Annotated in this window: 21 protein-coding genes; 12 read left to right on the top strand and 9 right to left on the bottom strand. The window is 73.3% G+C overall.

Features of this window, described 5'->3' with window-relative positions; genetic code table 11:
* Nucleotides 1-29 precede the first annotated feature (29 nt).
* Both ACIQZN_RS09625 and ACIQZN_RS09620 read right to left on the bottom strand, forming a co-directional pair.
* Entirely contained in the window at nt 30-701 is a 672-nt protein-coding gene (locus tag ACIQZN_RS09625) for a response regulator (RefSeq protein ID WP_403990017.1), read from the bottom strand.
* The gene (locus tag ACIQZN_RS09620; RefSeq protein WP_403990015.1) at nt 689-1,849 is read right to left on the bottom strand and encodes a sensor histidine kinase; all 1,161 of its coding nucleotides are present in this window, start codon (nt 1,847-1,849) and stop codon (nt 689-691) included. Before ACIQZN_RS09620 ends, ACIQZN_RS09625 begins: the two co-directional genes overlap by 13 nt.
* 169 nt (nt 1,850-2,018) lie before the next feature.
* Here ACIQZN_RS09620 and ACIQZN_RS09615 point away from each other — a divergent pair, with 169 nt between their 5' ends.
* Together ACIQZN_RS09615 and ACIQZN_RS09610 are read left to right on the top strand one after the other, a co-directional pair.
* Nucleotides 2,019-2,807 (top strand): ABC transporter ATP-binding protein, encoded by a 789-nt coding sequence (locus tag ACIQZN_RS09615; RefSeq protein ID WP_403990013.1) that lies wholly within the window; start codon nt 2,019-2,021, stop codon nt 2,805-2,807.
* Nucleotides 2,804-5,557, top strand: a complete 2,754-nt coding sequence (locus tag ACIQZN_RS09610) for an ABC transporter permease (protein WP_403990011.1) — start codon at nt 2,804-2,806, stop codon at nt 5,555-5,557. Before ACIQZN_RS09615 ends, ACIQZN_RS09610 begins: the two co-directional genes overlap by 4 nt.
* A 139-nt stretch (nt 5,558-5,696) precedes the next feature.
* Here ACIQZN_RS09610 and ACIQZN_RS09605 read toward each other — a convergent pair whose 3' ends face one another.
* Entirely contained in the window at nt 5,697-6,440 is a 744-nt protein-coding gene (locus ACIQZN_RS09605) for an IclR family transcriptional regulator (RefSeq protein ID WP_403990835.1), read from the bottom strand.
* A gap of 162 nt (nt 6,441-6,602) precedes the next feature.
* Here ACIQZN_RS09605 and mhpD point away from each other — a divergent pair, with 162 nt between their 5' ends.
* From mhpD to ACIQZN_RS09585, 4 genes are all read left to right on the top strand, one after another.
* On the top strand, nt 6,603-7,415 hold the full coding sequence (gene mhpD / locus ACIQZN_RS09600) for a 2-keto-4-pentenoate hydratase (RefSeq protein ID WP_403990009.1): 813 nt from the start codon (nt 6,603-6,605) through the stop codon (nt 7,413-7,415).
* Nucleotides 7,412-8,359: an acetaldehyde dehydrogenase (acetylating) gene (locus ACIQZN_RS09595; RefSeq protein WP_403990007.1), complete on the top strand. Its 948-nt coding sequence runs from the start codon at nt 7,412-7,414 to the stop codon at nt 8,357-8,359. Before mhpD ends, ACIQZN_RS09595 begins: the two co-directional genes overlap by 4 nt.
* Nucleotides 8,356-9,372 carry a 4-hydroxy-2-oxovalerate aldolase gene (gene dmpG, locus ACIQZN_RS09590; RefSeq protein ID WP_403990003.1) on the top strand — a complete coding sequence of 339 codons (1,017 nt, stop codon included), beginning with the start codon at nt 8,356-8,358 and terminating at the stop codon, nt 9,370-9,372. Before ACIQZN_RS09595 ends, dmpG begins: the two co-directional genes overlap by 4 nt.
* A 95-nt stretch (nt 9,373-9,467) precedes the next feature.
* Nucleotides 9,468-10,475, top strand: coding sequence for a LysR substrate-binding domain-containing protein (locus ACIQZN_RS09585; protein WP_403990001.1), 1,008 nt, complete (start codon nt 9,468-9,470; stop codon nt 10,473-10,475).
* Here the strand turns inward: ACIQZN_RS09585 and ACIQZN_RS09580 are convergent.
* From ACIQZN_RS09580 to ACIQZN_RS09560, 5 genes are all read right to left on the bottom strand, one after another.
* The gene (locus ACIQZN_RS09580) at nt 10,438-11,430 is read right to left on the bottom strand and encodes an amidohydrolase family protein (RefSeq protein ID WP_403989999.1); all 993 of its coding nucleotides are present in this window, start codon (nt 11,428-11,430) and stop codon (nt 10,438-10,440) included. The genes ACIQZN_RS09585 and ACIQZN_RS09580 overlap by 38 nt on opposite strands.
* Before the next feature lie 3 nt (nt 11,431-11,433).
* Nucleotides 11,434-11,955: a 3-hydroxyanthranilate 3,4-dioxygenase gene (locus ACIQZN_RS09575; protein ID WP_403989997.1), complete on the bottom strand. Its 522-nt coding sequence runs from the start codon at nt 11,953-11,955 to the stop codon at nt 11,434-11,436.
* Nucleotides 11,952-12,389, bottom strand: a complete 438-nt coding sequence (locus ACIQZN_RS09570) for a RidA family protein (RefSeq protein WP_403989995.1) — start codon at nt 12,387-12,389, stop codon at nt 11,952-11,954. Before ACIQZN_RS09570 ends, ACIQZN_RS09575 begins: the two co-directional genes overlap by 4 nt.
* The gene (locus ACIQZN_RS09565; RefSeq protein WP_403989993.1) at nt 12,389-13,153 is read right to left on the bottom strand and encodes a 2-keto-4-pentenoate hydratase; all 765 of its coding nucleotides are present in this window, start codon (nt 13,151-13,153) and stop codon (nt 12,389-12,391) included. The genes ACIQZN_RS09570 and ACIQZN_RS09565 overlap by 1 nt, the downstream gene beginning before the upstream one ends.
* Nucleotides 13,154-13,271: 118 nt before the next feature.
* Nucleotides 13,272-14,747, bottom strand: a complete 1,476-nt coding sequence (locus ACIQZN_RS09560; RefSeq protein ID WP_403989991.1) for a 2-hydroxymuconic semialdehyde dehydrogenase — start codon at nt 14,745-14,747, stop codon at nt 13,272-13,274.
* Nucleotides 14,748-15,000: 253 nt separating this feature from the next.
* Between ACIQZN_RS09560 and ACIQZN_RS09555 the strand changes: the two genes are divergently transcribed.
* Both ACIQZN_RS09555 and ACIQZN_RS09550 read left to right on the top strand, forming a co-directional pair.
* Complete coding sequence (locus ACIQZN_RS09555; RefSeq protein ID WP_403989989.1) at nt 15,001-16,323, top strand: MFS transporter; 1,323 nt, start codon at nt 15,001-15,003, stop codon at nt 16,321-16,323.
* Complete coding sequence (locus ACIQZN_RS09550) at nt 16,320-17,534, top strand: carboxylesterase family protein (protein ID WP_403989987.1); 1,215 nt, start codon at nt 16,320-16,322, stop codon at nt 17,532-17,534. The genes ACIQZN_RS09555 and ACIQZN_RS09550 overlap by 4 nt, the downstream gene beginning before the upstream one ends.
* Nucleotides 17,535-17,539: 5 nt before the next feature.
* On the opposite strand, the gene ACIQZN_RS09545 is transcribed toward ACIQZN_RS09550, so the two are convergent.
* Nucleotides 17,540-18,484 (bottom strand): LysR substrate-binding domain-containing protein, encoded by a 945-nt coding sequence (locus tag ACIQZN_RS09545; RefSeq protein WP_403989985.1) that lies wholly within the window; start codon nt 18,482-18,484, stop codon nt 17,540-17,542.
* A gap of 159 nt (nt 18,485-18,643) precedes the next feature.
* Here ACIQZN_RS09545 and ACIQZN_RS09540 point away from each other — a divergent pair, with 159 nt between their 5' ends.
* The 4 genes from ACIQZN_RS09540 to ACIQZN_RS09525 are packed head-to-tail and all read left to right on the top strand — an operon-like array spanning nt 18,644 to nt 23,478.
* Complete coding sequence (locus ACIQZN_RS09540) at nt 18,644-19,420, top strand: hypothetical protein (protein ID WP_403989983.1); 777 nt, start codon at nt 18,644-18,646, stop codon at nt 19,418-19,420.
* A gap of 43 nt (nt 19,421-19,463) precedes the next feature.
* On the top strand, nt 19,464-20,510 hold the full coding sequence (locus ACIQZN_RS09535; protein ID WP_403989981.1) for a sugar phosphate isomerase/epimerase family protein: 1,047 nt from the start codon (nt 19,464-19,466) through the stop codon (nt 20,508-20,510).
* The gene (locus tag ACIQZN_RS09530; RefSeq protein ID WP_403989979.1) at nt 20,507-21,970 is read left to right on the top strand and encodes a chlorohydrolase family protein; all 1,464 of its coding nucleotides are present in this window, start codon (nt 20,507-20,509) and stop codon (nt 21,968-21,970) included. Before ACIQZN_RS09535 ends, ACIQZN_RS09530 begins: the two co-directional genes overlap by 4 nt.
* The gene (locus tag ACIQZN_RS09525; RefSeq protein ID WP_403989977.1) at nt 21,967-23,478 is read left to right on the top strand and encodes an amidohydrolase family protein; all 1,512 of its coding nucleotides are present in this window, start codon (nt 21,967-21,969) and stop codon (nt 23,476-23,478) included. Before ACIQZN_RS09530 ends, ACIQZN_RS09525 begins: the two co-directional genes overlap by 4 nt.
* Nucleotides 23,479-23,482 lie beyond the last annotated feature (4 nt).

The raw sequence follows: 23,482 nt of genomic DNA, 5'->3' as shown, positions 1-23,482 counted from the left end.
ACCACCGCCGTGGAACGGCCGCTCGACACCTACCGTGACGCCTCGTCGGAGATGTCGTTGCCCAGGTAGGCGAGGACCGCCAACACACGGCGGTGGACGCTGGTGCCCTCCGCCGGCAGGTTCAGCTTGTCGAAGATCCCCCGGATGTGTTTGCTGACGGCCCGCTCCGTGACGAACAGCCGCTCGGCGATGGTCGCGTTGGCCAGCCCCTGGGCCATCAGCCCGAGCACCTCGTGCTCACGCGCCGTCAGCCCGTCCAGCGCCCGCGTCGACGCCCGCTGCTGGATGATCTCGTTGACCACCTCGGGGTCCAGCGCCGTGCCGCCCTCGCTGATGCGCTCCAGGGCCTCCAGGAACTGCTCGACCCGGCCCACCCGGTCCTTGAGCAGATAGCCGATCCCGCGCGCACCGAGGGCCAGCAGCTCTGCCGCGTAAGCCTGTTCGACGTATTGCGACAGTACGAGAATCGGCAGGTCCGGGAACTCCTGCCGGGCCGCCACCGCCGCGCGCAGGCCCTCGTCGCGGAAGCTCGGCGGCAGCCGCACGTCGAGGACCGCCGCGTCCGGCCGGGTGCGGTGCAGCATCGGCATGATCTCCGGGCCGGACGCGCAAGTCCCCACCACCTCGTGGCCGTTGTGCGTCAGCAGCAGCGTCATCCCCTCCCGGAGCAGCGCGTTGTCCTCCGCGATCAAGATCCGCATGGCAGCTCCACCTTCATCCTCGTCGGCCCCCCGGGAGGGCTGGTGATCTCGGTCGTGCCGTCGAGCGCGGCGACCCGGCGGCGTATGCCGAGCAGCCCGCTTCCCCCGTGTTCCTCGGCGCCGCCGCGCCCGTTGTCCGTGACGACGACCTGAAGTGACCCGTCGGCCCTGGCGAAGCGTACTGAGGCATGGGTCGCCCCACTGTGCTTGCGGATGTTCGTCAGACACTCCGCGATCACGAAATAGACAGCGGCCTCCACGGCCGCCGGCAGCCGGTGTCCGGTCTCCACGGCCGCCAGATTCATCTCCACCGGGATGTCTGCGGAGACCGCGAGCGTGCGGACCGCCCCGGCCATGCCGCGGTCGGTGAGCACCGGGGGATGCACCGTACGGACGATGCCCCGCAGCGCCGCGAGCGTGGCGTCGATCTCCTCCTGCGCTTCGTCCAGCCACCTCGTCGCCGCGTCCGGGTCGCTCCTGACCTGCTGGCGTGCGAGCCCGACCCGCATGGACAGCGCCACGAGCTGGGCCTGCACCCCGTCGTGCAGGTCCCGTTCGATACGGCGGAGCTCGGCGCTGTGCGACTCCATGGCCCCGGCCCGGGACTCGGAGAGCTCCGCGACACGTTGGCCGAGTTTCGCCGATGGCGACGGCTTCAGCAGCGCGGCCGTCCACCGGGCCTGGGCGTCCGCCAGGTTCTCGAACACCGTCAGCGCGCGGGGGCGGCGGCCGAACGCCGCCGCCGTACCGTCGACGAGCAGCGCCACCGGCCACAGCACCAGCACCACCGCGCTGAAGCCGAGGATGCTCACGGTGGCGTACGGCAGCCAGAGCGCGTCCCGCCATGTGCCGGGATCGGTGAGCGCCAGACGCACCCGGTCGCTCGGCGAGCCGTCCAGCGGCAGATACAGCTCCGGAATCGGCTTGCCCAACCAGCCGCCGGCGCGCCCCCGTTCGTATCCGGCGAACCGGCGCAGCACACGCACGATCTCCGGCCAGGCCGGAGCGCCGACGAGGACCAGCGTGAAGAACACCCCGGCCGGGACCGCGAAGCAGCCCAGGAACGCGGCCATGGCCAACGGCAGTCCGAAGAACAGGTGGCAGGACGCCTGCCAGGACCGCTGGAGCTGGGAGGAGAGATACGCCATGAACGCACCGTAGTCGGCGGTGGGCGCCCCGGTCGGTGGTCTCATCTGCCCGAAGCCGGGTGGTGCCGGCTGAACCCGTACAGGGGTGCGTGCTCCATCGTGTCGCCCCTGGTCGCGGCCCTACCGTCGCCACAGAGGCGCGGCAGGAGCACGACCGGAAGGCGAATCAATGGCACTTCGCATGGGGAGAAGGATCCCCGCGCAAGCGGACACGGCGGGCGCCGGCGCGCTCACCCTCGAATCCGTCACCCGGCGCTACCGGCGCGGCGGGCGGGACTTCCACGCGCTGGACAACGTGAGCATGGACGTGCCGCCGGGCCGTTTCCTGGCCGTCATGGGCCGCTCCGGCTCCGGCAAGACCACCTTCCTGCAGTGCGCCGCCGGACTCGACCAGCCCACCTCCGGCACGGTACGGGTCGGCGGCACCGACCTCTCCCGGCTCTCCGAGGCCGCGCTCACCCGGCTGCGCAGGGACCGGATCGGCTTCGTCTTCCAGTCCCTCAACCTTGTACCGTCGCTCACCGTCGGCGAGAACACCGCCCTGCCGCTGCTGCTGCGCGGCATGAACCCCCAGGACCCCGCCGTGCGCGAGCGCGCCCTGAGGGTGCTGGCGGCCGTCGGCCTCGGCGACCGCGCGGACGACTCCCCGCTCCGTCTCTCGGGCGGCCAGCAGCAGCGCGTGGCCATCGCCCGGGCCCTGGTCACCGACCCCGCCGTGATCTTCGCCGACGAACCGACCGGGGCGCTCGACCCGGTCACCGCCCGCGAGGTGCTGCGGCTGCTGCGCGAGGCCGTGGACGGTTCGGGCCACACCGTGGTGATGGTGACCCACGACCCGCAGGCCGCCGCCTGGACCGACGAGGCGGTCTTCATCGAGGCGGGGCACATCGTCGCCCGCGAGGACCGCCCCGAGCCGGAGACCGTGGCCCGGCGGCTCGCCGGGCTCGGGGAGCGATGACCGTGGCCGTCGACACCCTGCCGCCCGCCGGCCGCACCGGACCCCGGGAACGGCGCGGGGAGCCGGTGGGGCGCGGCCGGCGCACCGCCCGCTTCCTCGCCCGCCGCTCCATGCGGCTGCACCGCAAGGCGTGGGCCGCCGTCTTCACCGCCCTCGTGCTCACCGCGCTGCTTCTCGGCAGTTTCGCCCTGGCCACCCTGTCGGCGTTCATGGGCCACGCCCACGTCGAGCGCTACGCGGCGACCACCGCCGTCGTCGCCGCCGACCAGACCACCCGCTACCGGGCCAAGCCCTGGGGCGACCCGATGACCACGGTCACCCAGCCGCTCACCGAACGCGTCCGCGTCCCGGCCGCCGTCGTGGACCGGCTCGCCGAGGTGCCCGGCGTCCGTGCCGCCGTCCCGGACAGCAGCTTCCCGGTCGCGCTCGCCCGCCCCGACGGACGCGGCGTGCCCGGACCGGACAGCGACTCCGGGACCGCGCCCGTCCACGGCCACGGCTGGCCGACGGCGGCGCTCGCCCCGTTCACCCTGCGCGTCGGCAAGGCGCCCGCGGGGGCCCGCCAGGTGGCGGTCGACGGCGATCTGGCCGCACGCGCGGGCGTACGCCCCGGCGACCGGCTTCGGCTCCAGATGCTCGGCGCACCCGCCGATTACGTCGTCTCCGGCATCGTCGCCCCGAAGGGCGAGGCCGACGACACCGGGCTCGACCACCAGGGCGCGGTCTTCTTCACCGAAGGCGAGGCTGGCCGGCTGTCCGGCCACCCCGGCACCGTCGACGCCATCGGGGTGCTCGCCGACGACGGCGTGAGCGTGCACGAGCTCTACCCCGCCCTGCGCAAGGCCCTGGCCGGCGAGAAACCGGCCCGGGACGCCGTCGCAGGCAGCCGGGACCCGCAGGACAGCTCCCTGCTGCGGGTCCTGACCGGCAACGGGCGTGGCCAGGCGGAGTTCCTGGACGCGGCGCCGAGCCGGGCCGGCCTACTCAACCTGCTGGCCATGCTGTGCGCGACCGTCATCATGATCGCCGTGCTCGTGGTGGCCGGCACGGTCACCCAGGCGGTCCACCAGCGGGCCCGCGAGCTGGCGCTGCTGCGCGCGGTCGGGGCGACCCCCTGGCAGTTGCGTGTGACAGTCGGCCGGGAGGTGACAGGCGTCGCCACCACGGCGGCCGTGGTGGGCGCGGTGGGAGCCGTCCCGGTCTTCCTGATGCTCCTGTGGATGCTGCGCGACCGCGGCGCCGTCCCCGTCGGGCTCGACCTCCCGGTCCTGCCCTGGATGTTCGCGACCCCGGTCCTGACGGCCGTCCTGACCCTGGTCGTGGCCCGGGTCGCGGCCGCCCTGGCCTGCGGCCGCATCGCCAAGATCCGTCCCGCCCAGGCGCTCGGCGAGGCCCGGAGCGAACCGGGGCAGCCCGGCCGGGGCCGCACCGTGACCGGCCTGATCGTGCTCTTCGCGGGCCTCAGCTCCGCGGGCACCGCGGCGTTGCAGTCGGGCGAGCCGGCGGCCATGGCGGCGGGCAGCGCGGCCCTGGCCCTGGTGATCGCCTGTGCGCTCCTCGGCCCCTGGATCGCCCGGGGCGCCATGCGCCTGCTCGCACCGCCCGCCCGGAAGCTCGGCGGCGCCGGGGGCTACCTCGCCGCCGCCTCCACCACCGCGAACTCGCACCGGCTCGGGGCGGCGATCACCCCGGTCGTCCTGGTCGTCGCCTTCGTGGGCGTCCAGCTCGCGGCGGGCGCCACCATGGACCACGAGGGCAGCGCCCAGGCGCGGCAGGCGATGCGCGCGAACCTCGTCGTGACCACCGAGGACACCGGACTGCCCGCCGGGGCCGTCCGCCGGGTAGCCGCCGTACCGGGCGTCGAGGCCGCGACGGGCGTGCTGCACAGCACCGTCGTCCTCGCCGGGAAGGAGGCCGGCGAGCCCGTCCTCGAACGGCTCCCGGTGGTGGGCGTCACGCCCGGCGCCCTGCCCGCCACGCTCGACCCCGACGTCACCTCCGGCTCGCTGCGGGACCTGCGCGAGGGCACCGTCGCGCTCGGCGCGGCCCGGGCCGACGCGCTGGACGCCGGAGTCGGCTCCATGGTGCGGCTGCGTTACGGGGACGGGGTCACCGCCTCCCTGCGGGTGGTCGCGGTATACGAACGGGCCCTCGCGCTCGGCGACTTCCTGTTCGCCCGCGAGGCGCTGGCACCCCATGTGACCTCGCCGCTGGACACCCGCATCCTCGCCCGGGTCGCCCCGGACGCCGACCAGGAGGCCGTGCGGCGGGCGGTGGACAAGGCGCTCTCCGGTGCCGTGCTCGGCGCACGGGTGACCGCGCACCCGAGCCCGGAGCACCTGCGGTCCGAGGACCGGGGTGTGAGCCAGGTGCTCACCGCCGTGGCCGTCGGCGTCGTCGGCGGGTTCACCGTCATCGCCGTCCTCAGCACCCTGGTCCTGATCGTCATCGGACGCCGGCCGGAACTGGTCCTGCTCCGGCTGGTGGGCGCGGGGCGCGGCCAGGTCCGGCGCATGCTGCGGGTCGAGGCGGCGATCGTGACCGTCACCGGACTGGTGGTCGGCGCGGCGGCCGCCCTGATCCCCCTCACCACGTTCAGCCTGTCCGTCACGGGATCGCTGCCCTATCTGCCGCCGGTCCAGGTGGCGGCCATCGTCCTGGTCGTCGGCGTGACCGTGGCGGCGGGCATCCTCCTGCCGGCCCGCCCGGCGCTGCGCCGCCGGCGGCCGGCGGCCCTGCACCGCTTCTGACTGTCCGTCAACTCCACGGTCCGAGGAGCCGCACCATGTCTCGTACCGCCTCAGTCCTGAAGGCGGCGTGCCGCTCCGCCTCAGGTGGCGCGGTTGCGCGGTGCGTCGCCGCCCCGCATCACCCGCGTGCCGCCCCGCCTCAGGTGGCGCGGTTGCGCGGTGCGTCGCCGCCCCGCATCACCCGGGAGAGCCCGAGGGCGGCCGTGCGTACGGCCGGGGCCAGTTGGGCGGGGCGGTACCGGGCGCGTGGCACGGCGACGGACAGGGCCGCGACCGCCGTCGGGCCGTCGAAGACCGGTGAGGCGATGCAGCTGACGCCGAGGGCCGCCTCCTGCTCCTCGTAGGCGAGCCCGGAGACCTGGATCTGCTCGATGACCGTGTGCAGCCGGGCCGGGTCGGTGATCGAGTGGGGGCTCAGCCGGGGCAGCGGCCGGGCCAGTACCTCCTCGACCAGGGCGCCGTCCGAGAACGCCAGCAGGGCCTTGCCGACCCCCGTGCACGTCAGCGGCAGCCGGCCGCCGATGCGGGACGGCAGGGCCAGGGCGTCATGGCCGTGGATGCGTTCCACGTACACCACGTCGAAGCCCTCGCGCACGCCCAGGTGCACGGTCTCGTGCGTCGCCTCGAACAGGTCCTGGAGGAAGGGCAGCGCCGCCTCCCGCAGATCCTGCCGGCGCGGCACCAGGGAGCCCAGCTCGAACAGCTTGCCGCCGAGGCGGTACGTCTCACCCGCACGGTCCAGCAGGCCCAGGCGCACCAGATCGGCGCACAGCCGGAACGCGGTGGTCTTGGCCAGGCCCGTACGCGCGGCGATTTCTGTCAGACGGAACGCTCCGCCGTCCGGGCGGTAGCAATCCAGGACGGCTGCCGCCTTGTCGAGCATGTTTCCCGACGCGCTGTTCCGTGTCATGGAACATATTTTGCCGCGCCTCCGGCCGCACGCCTATACCTGTCGTGCGGTCGACGGCCGCCCCACCCCCTTCCTGCCGGAGGTAACGCGCATGTACGTCCCACACCGCAGTGCCGCAACCGAGGGGCGGCGGTCGTGAGCGCCCCCGACGCCGTGCACGAGGCGGCGGCCGTCCTGCGGGAGGCCGCGCGCACCGGCGTGCCGTGCCCCCCGGTACGCACGCTGCTCCCCGAGGAGGACGTCGCGGCCGCGTACGCCGTACAGCGGCTGTACGTCGAGCGCTCGCTCGCCGAGGGCCGGCGCCTGGTGGGCCGCAAGATCGGCCTGACCTCGCCCGCCGTGCAGCGCCAGCTCGGGGTCGGACAGCCCGACTTCGGCGCCCTGTTCGCCGACATGGCCGTGCCCGAGGGCCTGCCGATCGCCCCGGGCAGGCTGATGCAGCCCAAGGTGGAGGCCGAGGTCGCGCTCGTGCTCGGCACGGACCTGCCGCACCGCGACCCGACCGTCGCCGACCTCCTGCGCGCCACCGCCTTCGCCCTGCCCGCGCTGGAGATCGTGGACAGCCGCGTCGCCGGCTGGGACATCGGCATCGTGGACACCGTCGCCGACAACGCCTCCTGCGGCCTGTACGTGCTCGGCGGCACCCCGGTCCCGCTGGACCGGGTCGACCTGCGCGACGTGGCGATGACCCTCACCAGGAACGGCGAGACCGTCTCGCGGGGCACCGGCCGCGACTGCCTGGGCAGCCCGCTCACCGCGGCGCTCTGGCTCGCCTCCACCCTCGCCGGGCTCGGCGATCCGCTGAAGGCCGGGGACCTCGTCCTGACCGGCGCGCTCGGGCCCATGGCCGTCGCGGCCGAGGGCGACGAGTTCACCGCCCGTATCGAAGGACTGGGCACGGTCTCCGCCGCGTTCGCGTCCGCCACCACGCAAGGAGCGCGCGCATGACCACGAAGGTCGCCGTCATCGGGTCCGGGAACATCGGAACCGACCTGATGATCAAGGTGCTGCGGCTCTCCGACACCCTGGAGATCGCCGCCATGGCGGGCATCGACCCCGCATCCGACGGCCTCGCCCGGGCCCGCCGCCTCAAGGTGGCCACCACCCACGAGGGCGTCGACGGACTGGTGGAGCTGGACGAGTTCGCGGATGTCGAGATCGTCTTCGACGCCACATCGGCCGGCGCGCACCGCCGCCACGACGAGGTGCTGCGCGCCCTGGGACGCACGGTCGTGGACCTCACCCCGGCCGCCCTCGGCCCGTACGTCGTGCCGCCCGTCAACGGCGACGCGCACCTCGGCGCCGCCAACGTCAACATGGTCACCTGCGGCGGCCAGGCCACCATCCCCGTCGTCGCGGCCCTGAACGCCGTGACCCCGGTGCACTACGGGGAGATCGTCGCCTCGATCTCCTCGCGCTCGGCCGGACCCGGGACGCGGGCCAACATAGACGAGTTCACCGAGACCACCTCCTCGGCCATCGAACAGGTCGGCGGAGCCGCGCGCGGGAAGGCGATCATCGTCCTCAACCCGGCCGAACCCCCGCTGATCATGCGGGACACGGTGCACTGCCTGGTCGGTGACTGCGACGACGCCTCGGTCACCGCCTCGGTGGAGGAGATGGTGGCCCGGGTCCAGACCTACGTACCCGGCTACCGCCTCAAGCAGAAGGTGCAGTTCGACCGGGTCACCGGCGACGACCCGCTGCGCACGCTCCTCCCGGCCGGCACCCGGTCCGGGGCCGCCGCCAGGGTCTCCGTGTTCCTGGAGGTCGAGGGCGCCGCCCACTACCTGCCCGCCTACGCCGGAAACCTCGACATCATGACGTCGGCCGCCCTGCGCACCGCCGAACGCATGGCCGCCCACCGCGCCACGGAGGTGGCCCCGCGATGACCGCTCTCTACCTGCAGGACGTGACCCTGCGGGACGGCATGCACGCCGTCCGCCACCGCTACACCGTGGACCAGGCCCGCACCATCGCCACGGCCCTCGACGCCGCCGGGGTCGCCGCCGTCGAGATCGCGCACGGCGACGGCCTGTCCGGCTCCAGCATCACGTACGGCGTGGGCGCCCACACCGACTGGGAGTGGATCGAGGCGGTCTGCGACAGCGTCGAACACGCCGTCCCCACCACCCTGCTGCTCCCCGGCATCGGCACCCTGCACGACCTCAGGCAGGCACACGCCCTCGGTATCCGCTCCGTGCGCGTCGCCACCCACTGCACCGAGGCCGACATCTCCGCCCAGCACATCGCGGCCGCCCGGGACCTGGGCATGGACGTCGCCGGGTTCCTGATGATGTCCCACATGGCCGAACCGGCCGAACTCGCCCGCCAGGCCAAGCTGATGGAGTCCTACGGCGCCCACTGCGTCTACGTCACCGACTCCGGCGGGCGGCTCACCATGGACGGCGTACGCGACCGCGTCCGCGCCTACCGCGACGTCCTCGACCCGGCCACCGGACTCGGCATCCACGCCCACCACAACCTCGGCCTGGGCGTCGCCAACTCCGTCGTCGCCGTCGAGAACGGCGTCACCCGCGTCGACGCCTCCCTCGCGGGCCAGGGCGCGGGCGCCGGGAACTGCCCGCTGGAGGCGTTCGTCGCCGTCGCCGACCTCATGGGCTGGGACCACGGCTGCGCCCTGTTCCCCCTGATGGATGCCGCCGACGACGTGGTCCGCCCGCTCCAGGACCGCGAGGTCCGCGTCGACCGGGAGACCCTGACCCTCGGCTACGCGGGCGTCTACTCCAGCTTCCTGCGCCACGCCGAGACCGCCGCCCGCCGGTACGGCCTCGACACCCGCGACATCCTCGTGGAGGTGGGGCGGCGCAAGATGGTCGGCGGCCAGGAGGACATGATCACGGACATCGCGCTCGACCTGACGGGGGCGGACGCCTCCGCGTGAGACGAATGGGCGGGCCCGATCGTGCACCACGGTGACGACCGGGCCCGCCGCCGCTTCGAGAAGGGAGCCGGGGACGGCTCCGTTAGGGTCGTTACGTGGACATTCCCCGCCTGCTCGACGGCCGGCTGAAGATGCGGCACCTGCTCCTGGTGGACGCCCTCTCGCGGCAGGGATCGGTCGTCGCGGCCGCCGGTGAGCTGCACACCACGCAGCCCGCCGCCACCCGCAGCCTCCACGAGCTGGAGGACATCCTCGGCGTCCCGCTCTTCGAACGGGGCCCCCGGGGCGTCAGCGCGACCGTCTTCGGCGAGGCGTTCACCCAGCACGCGCGCGCCGTCCTCGCCCAGCTCGCCCAGGCCGGCCGGCACGTCGTGGAACTCGCCGAGGCGGACCGGGGCACCGCCGTCGTGGGCACCCACCTGGCCGGCTCCAACCTCCTGCTGCCCAGGGCCGTCGCCGCGCTGAAGCGGGCCCACCCCTTCCTCACGGTCGTCGTCCGCGAGGCGTCCCCCGAGGACCTGCTCCTCGACCTGGAGGCCGGGCGCGTCGACCTCATCGTGGGCCGGCTGACCGCCTCCTCCGGCGAGGGCCTGATCCGGCGCCCCCTCTACGACGAGTCCATCGGCCTGGTCGTCCGGTCCGGCCATCCGCTGACCGCCACCCCCGGCGCCGAACTCGCGGACACCCTCCACTTCCCCTGGATCCTGCCCGGCCAGCAGACCGTGCTCCGCCGCGAGGTGGAGGAGCTTCTCGCGCTCCAGGGCCTCGGCCTGCCGCGCAACCGGGTCGAGGCCACCTCGTTCCTGACCGTGCGTCAACTGCTCCTGGAGACCGAGGTGGTGGCCGTCCTGCCCGGCTCCCTGGTCCGGGACGACGGCAGACTGGCCGAGCTCCCCGTACCGCTGGACCGCATCGGCCACCGCGTGGGGCTGACCCTGTCGGCCGACCGCACCCTCAGCCCGTCCGCACGGGCGCTGATGGAGAGCCTGGAGGAGGCGGCCGCCGGGATGACGGCAAGGCCCCCGGACCCGCGAGAGGCGGACCGGGGGCCGGACGAGCCGAGGATCAGAGCCCGAGGTAGCGCTCCGCGTTCCCGCGCGTGATCTTCTGCCGGGCCGTCTCGCTCAGCGAACGGCTCTTGCGTACCACCGCACCCGCAGGGCGCTCGCCCAGCGGATACGGGTAGTCGCTGCCCACCATGACCCGGTCCTCGCCCACGGTGTCCACGAGCAGCCGCAGCGCGCGGTCGTCGAAGACGACCGAGTCCACGTAGAACCGGCCCAGGTAGTGCGAGGGCGGGTACTGCGACGTGCCGATGACGTCGTTGCGCCCGTGCCAGGCGTTCTCCATCCGGCCCAGCCAGAACGCGAACGACCCGCCGCCGTGCGCGAAGCAGATCTTCAGACGCTCGTCGATACGGTCGAACGCACCGCCCAGGATCAGCGCCAGGATCGACAGATGGGTCTCCGCCGGCATCGCCGTCAGCCACCGCGCCATCCACCGGTCGAGCCGGGGCGAGGAATCCATGTCCCAGGGGTGGACGAACACCGGCACATCGAGCGACGCGCAGTGCTGGAGGAAGGTGACGACCCCCTCGCTGTCCAGGTCCCGGTCACCGACATGGTTGCCGATCTCCACCCCCCGGTGCCCGGCGGCGACCGCCCGCTCCACCTCGCGGCACGCGGCGTCCGGATCCTGGAGCGGCACCTGGCAGAACGGGATCAGCCGGTCCGGCGCCGAAGCGGTGATCTCCAGGGCCAGATCGTTGAAGATCCGGGCGATCTTCGCGGCCTCGTCGCCGCTGCGGCCGTAGTGGAAGAACGCCGGGGTGGGGGAGACCACCTGGGCGCCCACCCCGTCCGCGTCCATGTCCCGCAGCCGGACCCCGGCGTCCCAGCAGTCCGCCTGGATCCGGCGGAACTCCGAGGAACCCGTCATGATCATGGCTTCGGTCTCGGACTCGATCCGCAGCCACGGGGCGTCCGGCCCGCCGAGCTCCGACAGATCGGGCCAGCCGCGCGGGACGTAGTGGGTGTGGACGTCGATCAGGTCGGCCACCGGTCAGCCCTTCCCGGGGTGGAGCGCACCGCAGGCGGAACAGACCCGGGCCCGCTGGTCCTCGTAGAACTTCTCGAAGACCGGCGGGAGGTCGGCGACGATGTCGCGGACCTGGAGCTCCACCTCGTACACGGTCGCCGAGCAGGAGGGGCAGAACCACAGGAACTTCTCCAGCGTGCCCTCCTCACGCACCCGCTCGATCACCAGGCCGATGGAGTCGGGGTCGGGGCGCTGCGGGGAGTGCGGCACATGGCCCGGCAGCAGCCACGCCTGGCCCTCCTTGATGTGCACGGTCCGCGGGCCCTCGTCGGTCATGAGGTTGACGTGCATGTCCCCCTTGACCTGGTAGAACCACTCCTCGTACGGGTCGAGGTGGAAGTCCGTGCGCTGGTTCGGGCCGCCGACGATCTGCACGATGAAGTCGTTGCCGAGCGACATGGTGCGGTTGTTCACCGGGGGCTTCAGCAGGTGCGCGTGGGCGTCGATCCAGCCCTGGAAGTCGATGACCTCGGGGATGTCGGTCACGGTGTCTCCTTCGTGGTGGTCGCGGCCGGCAGATGCGCCACGGCCTGGATCTCGATGAGCAGATGGGGGTGGGGGAGCTGGTGCACGGCGACGGTGGTCCTGGCCGGGCCCGTCTCGTCGAAGTACTGGCCGTAGACCTCGTTGTAGCCGCCGAAGTCGTTCATGGAGACGAGGTACGCGGTGACCTGGACGACGTCCGCCAGGGTGCCGCCCGCGTCGGTGAGGATCTCCCCGATGTTCTCGATGACCGCCCGGGTCTGCGCGCGGATGTCGAGGTCGGTGGTGCCCAGCTCGTCCGTCGCCACCCCGGCGAAGGAGTTGTCGGGCCGGCGGGAGCTGGTGCCGGAGACGAAGACGAGGTCTCCGGCGCGGCGGAAGTGCGGGAACCGGCCGCGCGGGCGCGCCTTGCCGGGGATGACCCGTCCCTGTCCCATCAGATCCCCCTCACGCCGACGCGGCCGACGCCGTCGACCTCGCACACGGTCTCCCCGGGCCCCAGCGGGATCGCCGCGGTCGCCGCCCCGGCCAGCACCACCTGGCCGGCCCGCAGCGGGATGCCCCGCCGCCGCGCCAGGTCGAGCAGGGCCCGCAGCGCGTTGTCCGGACCCCCGAGGATGGCCTCGGTCGAGCCCGCCACCTCCCGGCTCGCGCCCGACAGCCGTACGGCACGGTCGGACACGTCCTGTACGGGGGCCCAGGCGCCGATCACATAGCCCGCGGCCGAGGTGTTGTCCGCGACGACGTCCTCGTAGGTGAAGCGGAAGTCCCGGTAGCGGGAATCGATGATCTCCAGGGCGGGGGCGACGGCGTCCACGCAGGAGACGAGGTCGGTGTCCGGATCGTCCGGGTCCACGTCCCGGCCCAGCCGGTAGGCGACCTCCGGTTCCACCTTCGGGTGGATGAACCGGGACAGCTCGACCACGCCGCCGTCGGCGACACCCATGGCGTCGGTCAGCCGGCCGACGATGATCTCGGAGACACCCATCTGCTCCATCTTGGCCTTGCTGGTGAAGCCCAGCTTCACGCCGGTGATCCGCTCACCGCGCCCCTCGCGCAGGGCGAGGAGCGCGGCCTGCACGGCGTAGGCGTCGTCCACGGTCAGGGTGTGCGTGTCGGCGAGGCTGAGGGTGTCCGCGACGGTGCGCTGCGCGGTGTCGAGCCGCGCGGCCAGCGTCCTGACCGTTTCCTCGGGAATCAACGGAGGCCTCCTTCACCTGGGTGCTGGGCGTGGTCGCCCATGGTCATGTCCTTCCGGCCGCCCGGGTCGGGGGCGGCCTGCTCGGTCGGAGTCGGGGAAGCCGAGGCGCGTCCGGGCGTCACAGCTGGACGCACACGTTGGTCGGCTCGGTGTAGAAGTGCAGGGACGAGGCGCCTCCCTCGCGGCCGAGCCCGGAGAGGCCGACGCCTCCGAAGGGCGAGCGCAGGTCGCGCAGGAACCAGGTGTTGACCCAGGACATGCCGACGTTCATCGCCTGGGCCACGCGGTGCCCGCGACGCAGATCCCGGGTCCACACGGACGCGGCGAGGCCGTACTCCGTGTCGTTGGCCAGCCCGATCGCCTCCTCCTCCGTGTCGAACGGGATCAGCGCCGCGACCGGCCCGAAGACCTCCTCGCGCACCGGACGGTCGGCGTTCGTCAGCCCCGTCCACAGCGTCGGCTCGATCCACGAACCGCCGTCCAGTTCCTCGCCGAGGCCCGGCGTGCCGCCCCCGGTGAGGGCTTTCGCGCCGAGCTGTCCGGCCAGGTCCAGGTAGCCGCGCACCTTCTCCCGGTGCGCCTGCGAGATCAGCGGCCCCGTCGTGGTCGCCGGGTCCAGCGGGCTGCCGAGCCGCAGCGAACGGGCCCGCTCCACCAGGCCGTCCGCGATGTCCGCGAAGACCGAGCGATGGACGTAGACCCGCTCCGTGCACAGGCACACCTGGCCGGTGTTGGCGAACACCGACCGGGTCAGGCCGTCCAGGGTCTCCTCGATGTCCGCGTCGGCGAAGACCAGCGCCGCGTTCTTGCCGCCCAGCTCGAAGGAGACGGGGCGCACGCGCGGTGCCACGGTCTTCATCACCTGCGCGCCGGTCGCCGTGGACCCGGTGAAGGTGACGCCGTCGATCCCGGGGTGCGTGGTGACGTACTCCCCGGCCGAGCCGCCGCCGAAGCCGTGCACCACGTTGTAGGCGCCGGCCGGCAGACCCGCCTCGGCGAGCACCTCCGCCAGCAGGGTCGCGGTGCCGGGCGTCTCCTCGCTGGGCTTGACCACGACGGTGTTGCCGCAGGCCAGGGCCGGGGCGACCTTCCAGGTGAGCAGGAGCAGCGGCAGGTTCCAGGGGACGATGACCGCGACCACCCCGAGGGGCTTGCGCACCGCGTAGTTGAGGGCCTGGCGGCCGCCCGGCAGGTCGGTCAGGAAGGACTCCTGTCCGGCGGCCGCGACGACATCGGCGAACGTACGGAAGTTTGATACGGCCCTGGCCACGTCGAGGTCGCGGGCGAGGGTCACAGGCTTGCCCGTGTCGGCCACCTCGGCGGCCACGAACTCCTCGAACCGGGCCTCGATCAGGTCGGCCGCCCGTCGCAGGACCTCGGTGCGCTCCCGGACCGGGGTCGCCGACCAGGGCCCGAGCGCCTTGCGCGCCGCCGAGACGGCCCGGTCGACCAAGGGGGCGTCGGCCTCGTGGACGAGCGAGTGCACGCGGCCGGTGGCCGGGTCCGTCGCTTCGAAACTCTTGCCGCCGTCGGCCGGGTCGATGAAACGCCCGTCCACGAAGTTGCGGATCCACCGCGAAGTCTGTGCCGTCATGACTCACACCCTGGGATCACACGGCCATGACGACAAATGACGTTTCGGGGCTCAGCTATGCCGACTTCGGTATGTCCCCGGCGAACAGGCGTTTTCCCGGGGAGCGGGCGGCCGCGAGTACAGGTTCGGTCGCCCGGTATACCCGTCCCGCTATAGCGGCGGGACGAAACGGCATTTGTTCCCCTCTGCCCGGGGACCCAGGATCCACCGAAAGCGCGGGCTTCCCCGCCTTCCCCAGCAGACGAGGTGTTCCATGAGCGACGCGGACCGTCCCGAGGGCGCGAGCAGGACTGCGCTTGCCACCCTTCTCGGAACCACATTGGAGTGGTACGACTTCTTCCTGTACGGCACGGCCGCCGCACTCATCTTCGACAAGCAGTTCTTCCCGTCCCTGAGCCCCGCGGCGGGCACCCTCGCCGCGTTCTCCACCCTCGCGGTCGGCTTCGTCGCCCGGCCCCTCGGCGGCCTGGTCTTCGGACACTTCGGCGACCGCCTCGGACGCCGCTCCACGCTGGTGGTCTCGCTGGTGATGATGGGGCTGGGCTCCACCCTCATCGGAGCCGTCCCGAGCTACGGCTCCATCGGCCTGTGGGCCCCGGTCCTCCTGGTCCTGCTGCGCGTCGTCCAGGGCATCGGCCTCGGCGGCGAGGGCGCCGGCGCCACTCTGATGTCGATGGAGCACGCCCCCGAGGGCCGGCGCAACCTGTACGCGGGCTTCCCGCAGATGGGGACGCCCGCCGGCCTGGTCCTGGCGAACCTCATCTTCCTGGCCACCAACTCCCTCGCCGGACACGCCACGTTCACCGCCTGGGCGTGGCGCATCCCGTTCCTGCTGAGCTTCGTCCTGGTCGGCGTCGGACTGGTCGTACGGCTGCGCGTCACCGAATCGCCGTCCTTCGACCGGGCCCGGCAGGAGGACGAGGTGGTCCGCTTCCCGCTGGCCGAGGCGATGAAGGCCGGACTGCCCCGGCTGGCCGTCACCCTGCTCGCCGTCGTGGCGAACTCCGCGGTCGCGTACGTCTTCATGGTCTTCACGCTGTCCTACGGCACCAAGCACCTCGGCTTCGACCAGCAGTTCCTCGTCCTCGGGGTGAGCGGCGCCGCCGTGCTGTGGTTCGTGTCGATCCCCGTTTGGACGAAGGTCGCCGACCGCAAGGGGCGCCGCACCCTCTTCATCGGCGGTTCCGTGGCCATCCTGCTGTGGTGCGCGGTGTTCTTCCCCCTGCTCGACACCGGCAACCGGGCGTCCGCCCTGCTCGCGCTCGCCGGCATGGGCGTGATCATCCCGGTGACCCACTGCGTCCAGGGCGCCATCATCGCCGACACCTTCCCGGTCCGGGTGCGCTACTCCGGCACCTCGCTGGTCCTCCAGATCGGCGCGGTCCTCGGCGGCGGACTGGCCCCCATGATCTCCAGCGCGCTCCTCGGCGGCGGCAGCTCCTCGACCGGTGTGACCTGGTATCTCGTGGGGATGTGCGCGCTCAGCCTCGTCGGTGCGGTGGCGCTGTTCCGGATGGTTCCCGAGACTCCTGTGGAGCGGGCCCCACGCGTCCCCGAAACGGCAGGCAAGGCATGAACACCCCCCGGACGGTCCGTACCGGCCCCCTCCGTTACGCCACAGCGCCCCGCTTCGCCCGGCCGCGCCCCGCAACGGCCGAGGACCACGCACCACAGGCCGGCGCGGTCTGCCCCCAGCCGCCCTCCCGCCTGGAGGCGCTGATGGGCCCGCCGCCCGGCCGGCACCCGCAGAGCGAGGACTGCCTCCACCTCACCGTCACCGCACCCGCCGCCCCGACCACGACGGGCCGCCCCGTCCTCGTCTGGTTCCACGGCGGCGGCTTCAGCAGCGGCGCCGGCATCCTCGACTGGTACGACGGCAGCTCCCTCGCCGCCGAACAGGACGTCGTCGTGGTCGGCGCGAGCTACCGGCTCGGCGCCCTCGGCTACCTCCTCCGGGACGGGGTCAGCGAGGGCAACCTCGGCCTGTACGACCAGATCGAGGCGCTGCGCTGGGTCCGGGCGCACATCGCGGACCACGGCGGCGACCCCCGTAACGTCACCGTCTTCGGGCAGTCCGCCGGAGCCCTGTCCGCCCTGCTGCTCCTCAAGGCCCCCGAAGCGCACGGGCTGTTCGGCCGGGTGATCCTCCAGAGCCCGCCCCTGTCCATCGCCACCCGCACCCCGGCCGAGGCGCGGGAGACCGGAAGGATCTTCGCCGCCCACCTCGGCGCCGACCCCCGCACCGCCCCGGCGGCGGACCTCCTCACCGCCCAGGCGCGCACCGCGGCCGACTACCAGCGGCGGACGGGCAACTTCCTGGCCCCGCCGTTCGGCCCGGTCGGCGGCCTCGCGCCGCTGCCCGCCGGGACCGGCCCAGCGCCTTTCACCGGCCCCGCGCCGGACGTGCTCCACGGGTGGAACGCCGACGACATGTCGGCCTTCCCCGAGGGCCCGTCCGACTCGGGAAGCGTCGCCGAGCGCACCCGGCGCATCTACGAGGAGCCCCTGCGGGACCTGCACGCGCGGCTGGAAGCCCACGGCGCCCGTGTCCACGGCTACCGGCTGGACTGGCGGCCCGCCGGTTCGCCCCACGGCGCCACGCACTGCGTCGAGATCCCGCTGCTCCTGGGGTCGGAGCACGCCTGGCGGCACGCCCCGATGCTGGGCGACCTCGGCCGGGCGGAGGTGGACGCGGTGGGCCGGGGGATGCGCGCGGCCTGGGCCTCCTTCGCCCGCACCGGCGACCCGGGACCGCTGCCCGCACCGCTCGTCGCGCCGCCGCGCTGACGGGCTCAGGCGTCGGCCAGCATCCCCCGGATCTCGGCCGCCACGTCCCGCAGATGCTGGAGCAGGGCCCCGGTGCCGGGGCTCTGCGCCCGGTCGTCCGGCAGCGTCACACCGACGAGCCGCGACACGGACGGCAGCGGGGTGGGCAGGACGGCGAGCCGGTCGTCGCGCTGGGGGATGAGCACCGGCAGCGTGGCCACGGTGTCCGACTCCTCCAGCAGCGTGCGCAGGGTCAGGATCGACGTGCACTCGACCCGGTCCTCCGGCAGCGGCAGCTCCGCCTCGTGGAAGACGCGCTCCACCTCCCGGCGCAGCGACGTGTTGGCCACCGGGAGGCTCCACGGGTAGTCCAGCAGGTCCGCCAGCCGGGGTGAGCCGAGGGCCTGCGCCGGGTGCCCGGCCCGGGTGACCAGCTTCACCGGCTCGTTGTACAGCCGGATCTGCCGGGTGCGCCCCGCGCTGTCGGGTGCGTTGAGCCGGCCCACCGTCAGATCGACCTGGCCGGCCATGAGGTCGGCGAGGAGCACGTCCGGCGGGGCCTCCTTCACGATGACGGTCACCCGGGGGCGCTCCCGCTTGAGCCGGGTGATCGCCTTGGGCAGCAGCAGACCGGCCCCCGCCAGGTGCGTGCCCACGGTGACCGTGCCCACCTGGCCGCTGTTCAGTTCCGCCACATGCCGGCCCGCCTTGCGGATGTGCGCCAGGGCCAGCTGCGCGTGCTCGATGAACGCCTCGCCGCAGACGGTGGGCGTCACGCCGCGCGGGCCCCGGGCGAAGACCTCCGCGCCGAGGATCGTCTCCAGCTCCCGCAGACCACGGGTGACGACCGGCTGGGTCACCCGCAGATGTTCGGCGGCCCGCATCACGCTGCCGTGCTCCGCGATGGTCGTCAGGAGCACCAGATGACGCAGCTTCAGGCGGCCGTCCAGCAGCCTCTCGGGATCGTCCATCGCCTCAGGTTATGCCTCCTCGGCTATGACGCAACATGCCCACACGGCTATGTCGTAGTCCGTAAGAGGCATTGGACACACATGTCTCCCCGCGCTGAGACTCACCGGGAACGCACACCACGTGAACGGCCGGGTGGACCGGCGGGGCGGGAGAACGACGTGACGCACCACATACCCGCCTCGCCGGGACCGAGGGTGGCGGACCGCGAGGTACTGCTCCGGGTACGCGGTGTCAGGGCGGCCGCCGGCGGGGCGGCCGAGCGCCCGGTGCTCGACGACGTGAACTTCGACCTGCGCCGGGGCGAACGCCTCGGAGTCCTCGGAGAGACCGCCCGCGCCCTCCCGCTGCTCGCCCGGGTCCTGACCGGCCGCCCCGCCCCCGGGGACCGGTTCCTCGCGGGCTCCGCCCTCTTCGCGGCGGGGCCGGTACAGGCCGGGGAGCGCGGCTGCGTCACCCCGTACGACCCGGCGGCGGCCCCGGGCCCGCACCCCGGGCCCCGGGTCCTCGTCGCCGACCTGACGGCCCTGTCCGACGAAGAAGGCCTGGCCCGCACCGACCGGCTGCGGGCCGAGGCCCCCGCCCTGGACGCGGACGGCACCGCGCTCATCGTCCTGGGCGGCCGCTTCGAGACGCTCGCCGCCCTCTGCGACACCCTCCAGGTCGTCGCCGGCGGGCGGATCGTGGAGCGGGGGCCCGCCGCCGAACTCCGCGCCCGGCCGCGCCACCGCCTCACCGAAGCGCTGCGCGCGGGCTCCACCGCACCCCCGGACGGCACGGGAACGGGCAGGGGCTGCTTCTTCGAACCGCACTGCCCCCGGGGCCGGGGCCAGGACCGGTGCCGCCACGAGATCCCCGGCCCCACCCCGTACGCCTCACCGCACGGCGCGGTCACCGTGAAGTGCCACCTTCCGGCACCGGTCGCCGCCAAGCCGTGAATACACCATGAGAACGCCACGGAACAGCGCAAGGAGAACACGCATGAAGGTTGGAGTGGACGGCCGCAAGCTTCCCGGGGCGTCGGCACGCTCAGCGGTGGAGAACCTCGAAGCCGCCGCCGAACTCGGAATGGATGGGGTCTTCTTCAGGACCGTCCTCGACATCACCCCCACGCTCGACCGGCACATCCTGAAGGAACTGCGCCGGCGCGCCGACGAACTCGGCCTGTACCTGGATATGGGCCTCGCCAAGGTCAATCCGTACGCCAACGCCGAGGCCCCCGAGGTCCGGGAGCTGGGCGGCGGCGACTACACCGCCGGCATGCTCCGCATGATGGAGGCGTGCGCGGAGATCGACTGCCGCGAACTCTGGGTCGGCACCGCCAACTACAAGCCCCGGCTGCCCGGTTACCGCGTCTTCGACCGGTTCCGCACCGACGTCACCTGGAGCGACCAGCTCGCCGCCACGGAGAAGTTCCTCGCCACGCTCCGCCCGGCCGCACTCGACCTCGGCTGCCACCTCAACGTCGAGACCCACGAGGAGATCACCTCCTTCGAGGTCGTCCGGCTGGTGGAGGCCGTCGGCCCCGACGCCGTCGGCATCACCTACGACTCCGCCAACGTCGTTGCCCGCGCCGAGGACCCCGTCGAGGCCGCCCGCCGGGTGGCGCCCTACGTACGGATGAGCCACGTCCGGGACGTCGCGCTGTTCCGTACCGACTACGGCATCGGCCGCATGCTCGCGCCCTGCGGCGAGGGCGTCATGGACTGGCCCGCGATCCTCGCGGCCCTCGGCGAACACCGCCCCGACCTCCGGCTCTCCATCGAGAACTCCCGCGACCGCACGGTCATGCCCCTGCATGTGTACGACCCCGAGTGGCTGGCCGCGCACCCCGACCTCACCACCGCCGAACTCGCCGAGACCTTCCGCCTCACCCACGCCTACGAGGACATGGCCGCGGCGGGGGAGCGGCCGACGTTCGACCACCTCACCGGCAACCCGTGCGACGGCCCCGAACAGCTCCGGTTCATCTCGCGTACGGCCGCCCACCTCCGCGAGATCATCGCCGCCGACGGGACCGCCCGATGAGGACCCGTATCTCCGCGCGGTTCGTCGTCGGCTACGACGGGACCGGGCACGTCGTCCACGAGGACGGCGCGGTCGTGTACGAGGACGACACCGTCATCCACGTCGGCCACGGCTTCGACGGGCACGTCGACATCGAGCGCGACGAGGGCCTGGCACTGGTCGGCCCCGGCTTCGTCGACCTCAACGCCCTCGGCGACATCGACCACGCGGTGTTCGACACGTACCAGGACGACGAACTCGCCACCGGCCAGCGCTGGTCGCAGGCGTACCTGGCACGGCGCCACGAGGTGTTCGGCCGCGAGGAGGAGGCGTTCAAACGCCGCTACGCCTTCGGACAGCTCCTCCTGAACGGCATCACCACCGCCCTGCCCATCGCCTCCGAGATATCCAAGGAGTGGGCCGAGACCTACGAGGAGTTGGCCGACGCGGCCGAAGCCGCCGTGGAGCTCGGCCTGCGCGTCTACCTCGGCCCGAGCTACCGCTCCGCCGTGCCCGTGGTCGACGCCCGGGGCCGCACCCGGCTGCACCACGAACCACGGCTCGGCGCGACCGGCCTGGACGAAGCCGCCCGCTTCGTCGCCGACTTCGACGGCACCGGCCACGGCCTGGTGCACGGCATGCTCGCCCCCTCCCGCATCGAGACCGTCGAGCCCGCACTCCTGCGCCGCACCCGCGCACTCAGCGACGAACTGCGCTGCCCGGTCCGCCTGCACGCCGGGCAGACCATGTTCGAGGTCGGCCTGCTCCGCGAAGCCCACGGCCGCCGCCCCATCGAACTCCTCGACGAACTCGGCTTCCTGGGGCCGCGCACCCTGATCCCGCACGCCTGGGCGGTCGCCGGCCACAGCGAACTGCCGGTCCCGGGCGACGATCTGGACCTGCTCCGCGACAGCGGCACCACCGTGATCTTCTGCCCCATGGCCGTCGCCCGGTACGCCGTGGTCCTGGAATCCTTCGACCGCTACCTCGCCCACGGCATCCGCATGGCGATGGGCACCGACACCGCACCGCCCGACATGATCCGCGCGATGGACACCGGGATGTTCCTCACCAAGGCGGTCGAACGGCGACGCTCGGCCGGCTCCTGCCGCGACCTGTACCACGCGGCGACCATCGCGGGAGCCGACGCCCTGGGCCGCCCCGACCTCGGACGCCTGGCCGAGGGCACCCGGGCGGACCTCACCGTGATCGACCTGTCCACCCCCAGGACCGGCCCCGTGGACGACCCGATACGCACCCTCGTCCTCGCCGCCAACGGCAGGGACGTCCGCACCGCCGTCGTCGACGGACGCACCGTCGTGGACGACGGCGTCCTCCTCGGCGCCCGCCCCGACGACCGCGTACGCGCCCAGGCACACCTCGACCGCTACCGGGCCGGCTACACCGAACGCGACCACCTCGGCCGCACCGAGCGGGAGCTCTTCCCGCCGACCTACCCGGTCAGGAGGGCCGCCCGATGACCGCCCACGACGGCCCCGCCCCGCGCACCGCCGACCTCCTCCTCACCGGCGGCTGCCTGATCACCATGGACCCGCGACGGCGCGTGCTCACCGACGGCGCGGTCGCCGTGCAGGACGGCCGCATCGCGGACCTCGGCACCAGCCAGGAGATACGGGCCCGCTGGACGGCCCCCGAGACGATCGACTGCACCGGACAGGTGGTGCTGCCCGGGCTCATCGACGCACACGGCCACGGCGGGCACGCCCTGCTGAAGACCATCGGCGTCGACACCCTGTCCTGGTGGATGCGGATCGCCACCCGGACCTACTTCGAGCACGTCAGCACCGGCTACTGGTACGCGGACGGGCGCCTCGCCGCCCTGGAACGGCTGAAGTCCGGCGTCACCTGCGGGGTGAGCGTCCTCGGCTCCCAGCCCCGCTCCGACCAGCCCGCCTTCGGCGACGCCCACGCCCGCGCCTACGCCGGGACGGGCATCCGCCAGGTGCTCGGCGTCGGGCCCAGCGGCCTGCCCTGGCCGCGCGAGGCCGGCCACTGGACGGACCGGGGCACGCACCACCGCGAGACCGTGGACCTGGACCGCATGATGGCCGGAGCGGAGGAGACCGTCGCCGCCTGGCACAACGGCGCCGACGGGCGGATCCGGGTGAGCGTCACCCCGTACACCATGGTCCCCTCGCTCGACCCCAGCGGCCCGACCACCCCGGACCGCGCGACCCGCCTCACCGGCCAGGACCGGGAGCAGTCCGAGCGTGTACGGGACCTCGCCGCCCGCTACGGCACCCGCATCCACACGGACGCCTTCGGCGGCATGGTGGACCTCGCCCACCGGCTCGACCCGCACGCGCTGCTCGGCCCGGACGTCCACTTCCAGCACGGCTTCGGCCTCAGCGCGCGCGAGGTGGCCGTCCTGGCCGACACGGGGACGAGCGTGACGCACGGGCCCGGTGTGGTGGTCGGCGCCCTGCGCGGCCGCTGCCCGGTCCCCGAACTCCTCGACGCCGGGGTCACCGTGGCGGTCACCACCGACGGCTGCGCCCCCATGTCGGGCTTCGACCTCTTCACCGCCGTACGCCAGGCGCAGACGCTCACCCAGCTGCAACAGCGGGACCCCTACCTGCTGCCCCCGGGCAAGCTGCTCGAAATGGTCACCGTCGACGCGGCGCGCGCCCTCGGCTGGGACGACGAGATCGGCTCGCTCGAAGAGGGCAAGGCGGCCGACATCATCGTCGTGGACACCCGCCGGCCCCATCTCCAGCCCTTGCACATGCCGGTCCACGCGCTGGTGTACAAGGCCAGTGGCCAGGACGTCAGCCATGTCGTCGTGGCGGGCCGCGTCCTCCTGCGCGCCGGCCGCCCGACCCTCGTCGACGAGGCCGAGGTGGTCGCCGAGGCGGCGGGGGAGGCCCGGCGCGTCATCGAGCGGGGCCGGCTCGACCGCTTCATCACCGCCCCCGTCTGGGGCACCTCGCGGCAGTCCTTTTCCCACCCGGTCCCTTTCGAGGAGTGAACCG

The sequence above is a fragment of the Streptomyces sp. NPDC097595 genome, assembly GCF_044761525.1.
Classification (GTDB): domain Bacteria; phylum Actinomycetota; class Actinomycetes; order Streptomycetales; family Streptomycetaceae; genus Streptomyces; species Streptomyces drozdowiczii_A.
This window is presented reverse-complemented; position numbering and strand designations above follow the sequence as displayed.

Bases quoted from the DNA above. Each gene is read 5' to 3' on its own strand.
- ACIQZN_RS09625 (WP_403990017.1), bottom strand. From the start codon at position 701: ATGCGGATCTTGATCGCGGAGGACAACGCGCTGCTCCGGGAGGGGATG.
- ACIQZN_RS09620 (WP_403990015.1), bottom strand. From the start codon at position 1,849: ATGGCGTATCTCTCCTCCCAGCTCCAGCGGTCCTGGCAGGCGTCCTGC.
- ACIQZN_RS09615 (WP_403990013.1), top strand. From the start codon at position 2,019: ATGGCACTTCGCATGGGGAGAAGGATCCCCGCGCAAGCGGACACGGCG.
- ACIQZN_RS09610 (WP_403990011.1), top strand. From the start codon at position 2,804: ATGACCGTGGCCGTCGACACCCTGCCGCCCGCCGGCCGCACCGGACCC.
- ACIQZN_RS09605 (WP_403990835.1), bottom strand. From the start codon at position 6,440: ATGCTCGACAAGGCGGCAGCCGTCCTGGATTGCTACCGCCCGGACGGC.
- ACIQZN_RS09595 (WP_403990007.1), top strand. From the start codon at position 7,412: ATGACCACGAAGGTCGCCGTCATCGGGTCCGGGAACATCGGAACCGAC.
- dmpG (WP_403990003.1), top strand. From the start codon at position 8,356: ATGACCGCTCTCTACCTGCAGGACGTGACCCTGCGGGACGGCATGCAC.
- ACIQZN_RS09570 (WP_403989995.1), bottom strand. From the start codon at position 12,389: ATGGGACAGGGACGGGTCATCCCCGGCAAGGCGCGCCCGCGCGGCCGG.
- ACIQZN_RS09560 (WP_403989991.1), bottom strand. From the start codon at position 14,747: ATGACGGCACAGACTTCGCGGTGGATCCGCAACTTCGTGGACGGGCGT.
- ACIQZN_RS09555 (WP_403989989.1), top strand. From the start codon at position 15,001: ATGAGCGACGCGGACCGTCCCGAGGGCGCGAGCAGGACTGCGCTTGCC.
- ACIQZN_RS09550 (WP_403989987.1), top strand. From the start codon at position 16,320: ATGAACACCCCCCGGACGGTCCGTACCGGCCCCCTCCGTTACGCCACA.
- ACIQZN_RS09545 (WP_403989985.1), bottom strand. From the start codon at position 18,484: ATGGACGATCCCGAGAGGCTGCTGGACGGCCGCCTGAAGCTGCGTCAT.
- ACIQZN_RS09535 (WP_403989981.1), top strand. From the start codon at position 19,464: ATGAAGGTTGGAGTGGACGGCCGCAAGCTTCCCGGGGCGTCGGCACGC.
- ACIQZN_RS09530 (WP_403989979.1), top strand. From the start codon at position 20,507: ATGAGGACCCGTATCTCCGCGCGGTTCGTCGTCGGCTACGACGGGACC.
- ACIQZN_RS09525 (WP_403989977.1), top strand. From the start codon at position 21,967: ATGACCGCCCACGACGGCCCCGCCCCGCGCACCGCCGACCTCCTCCTC.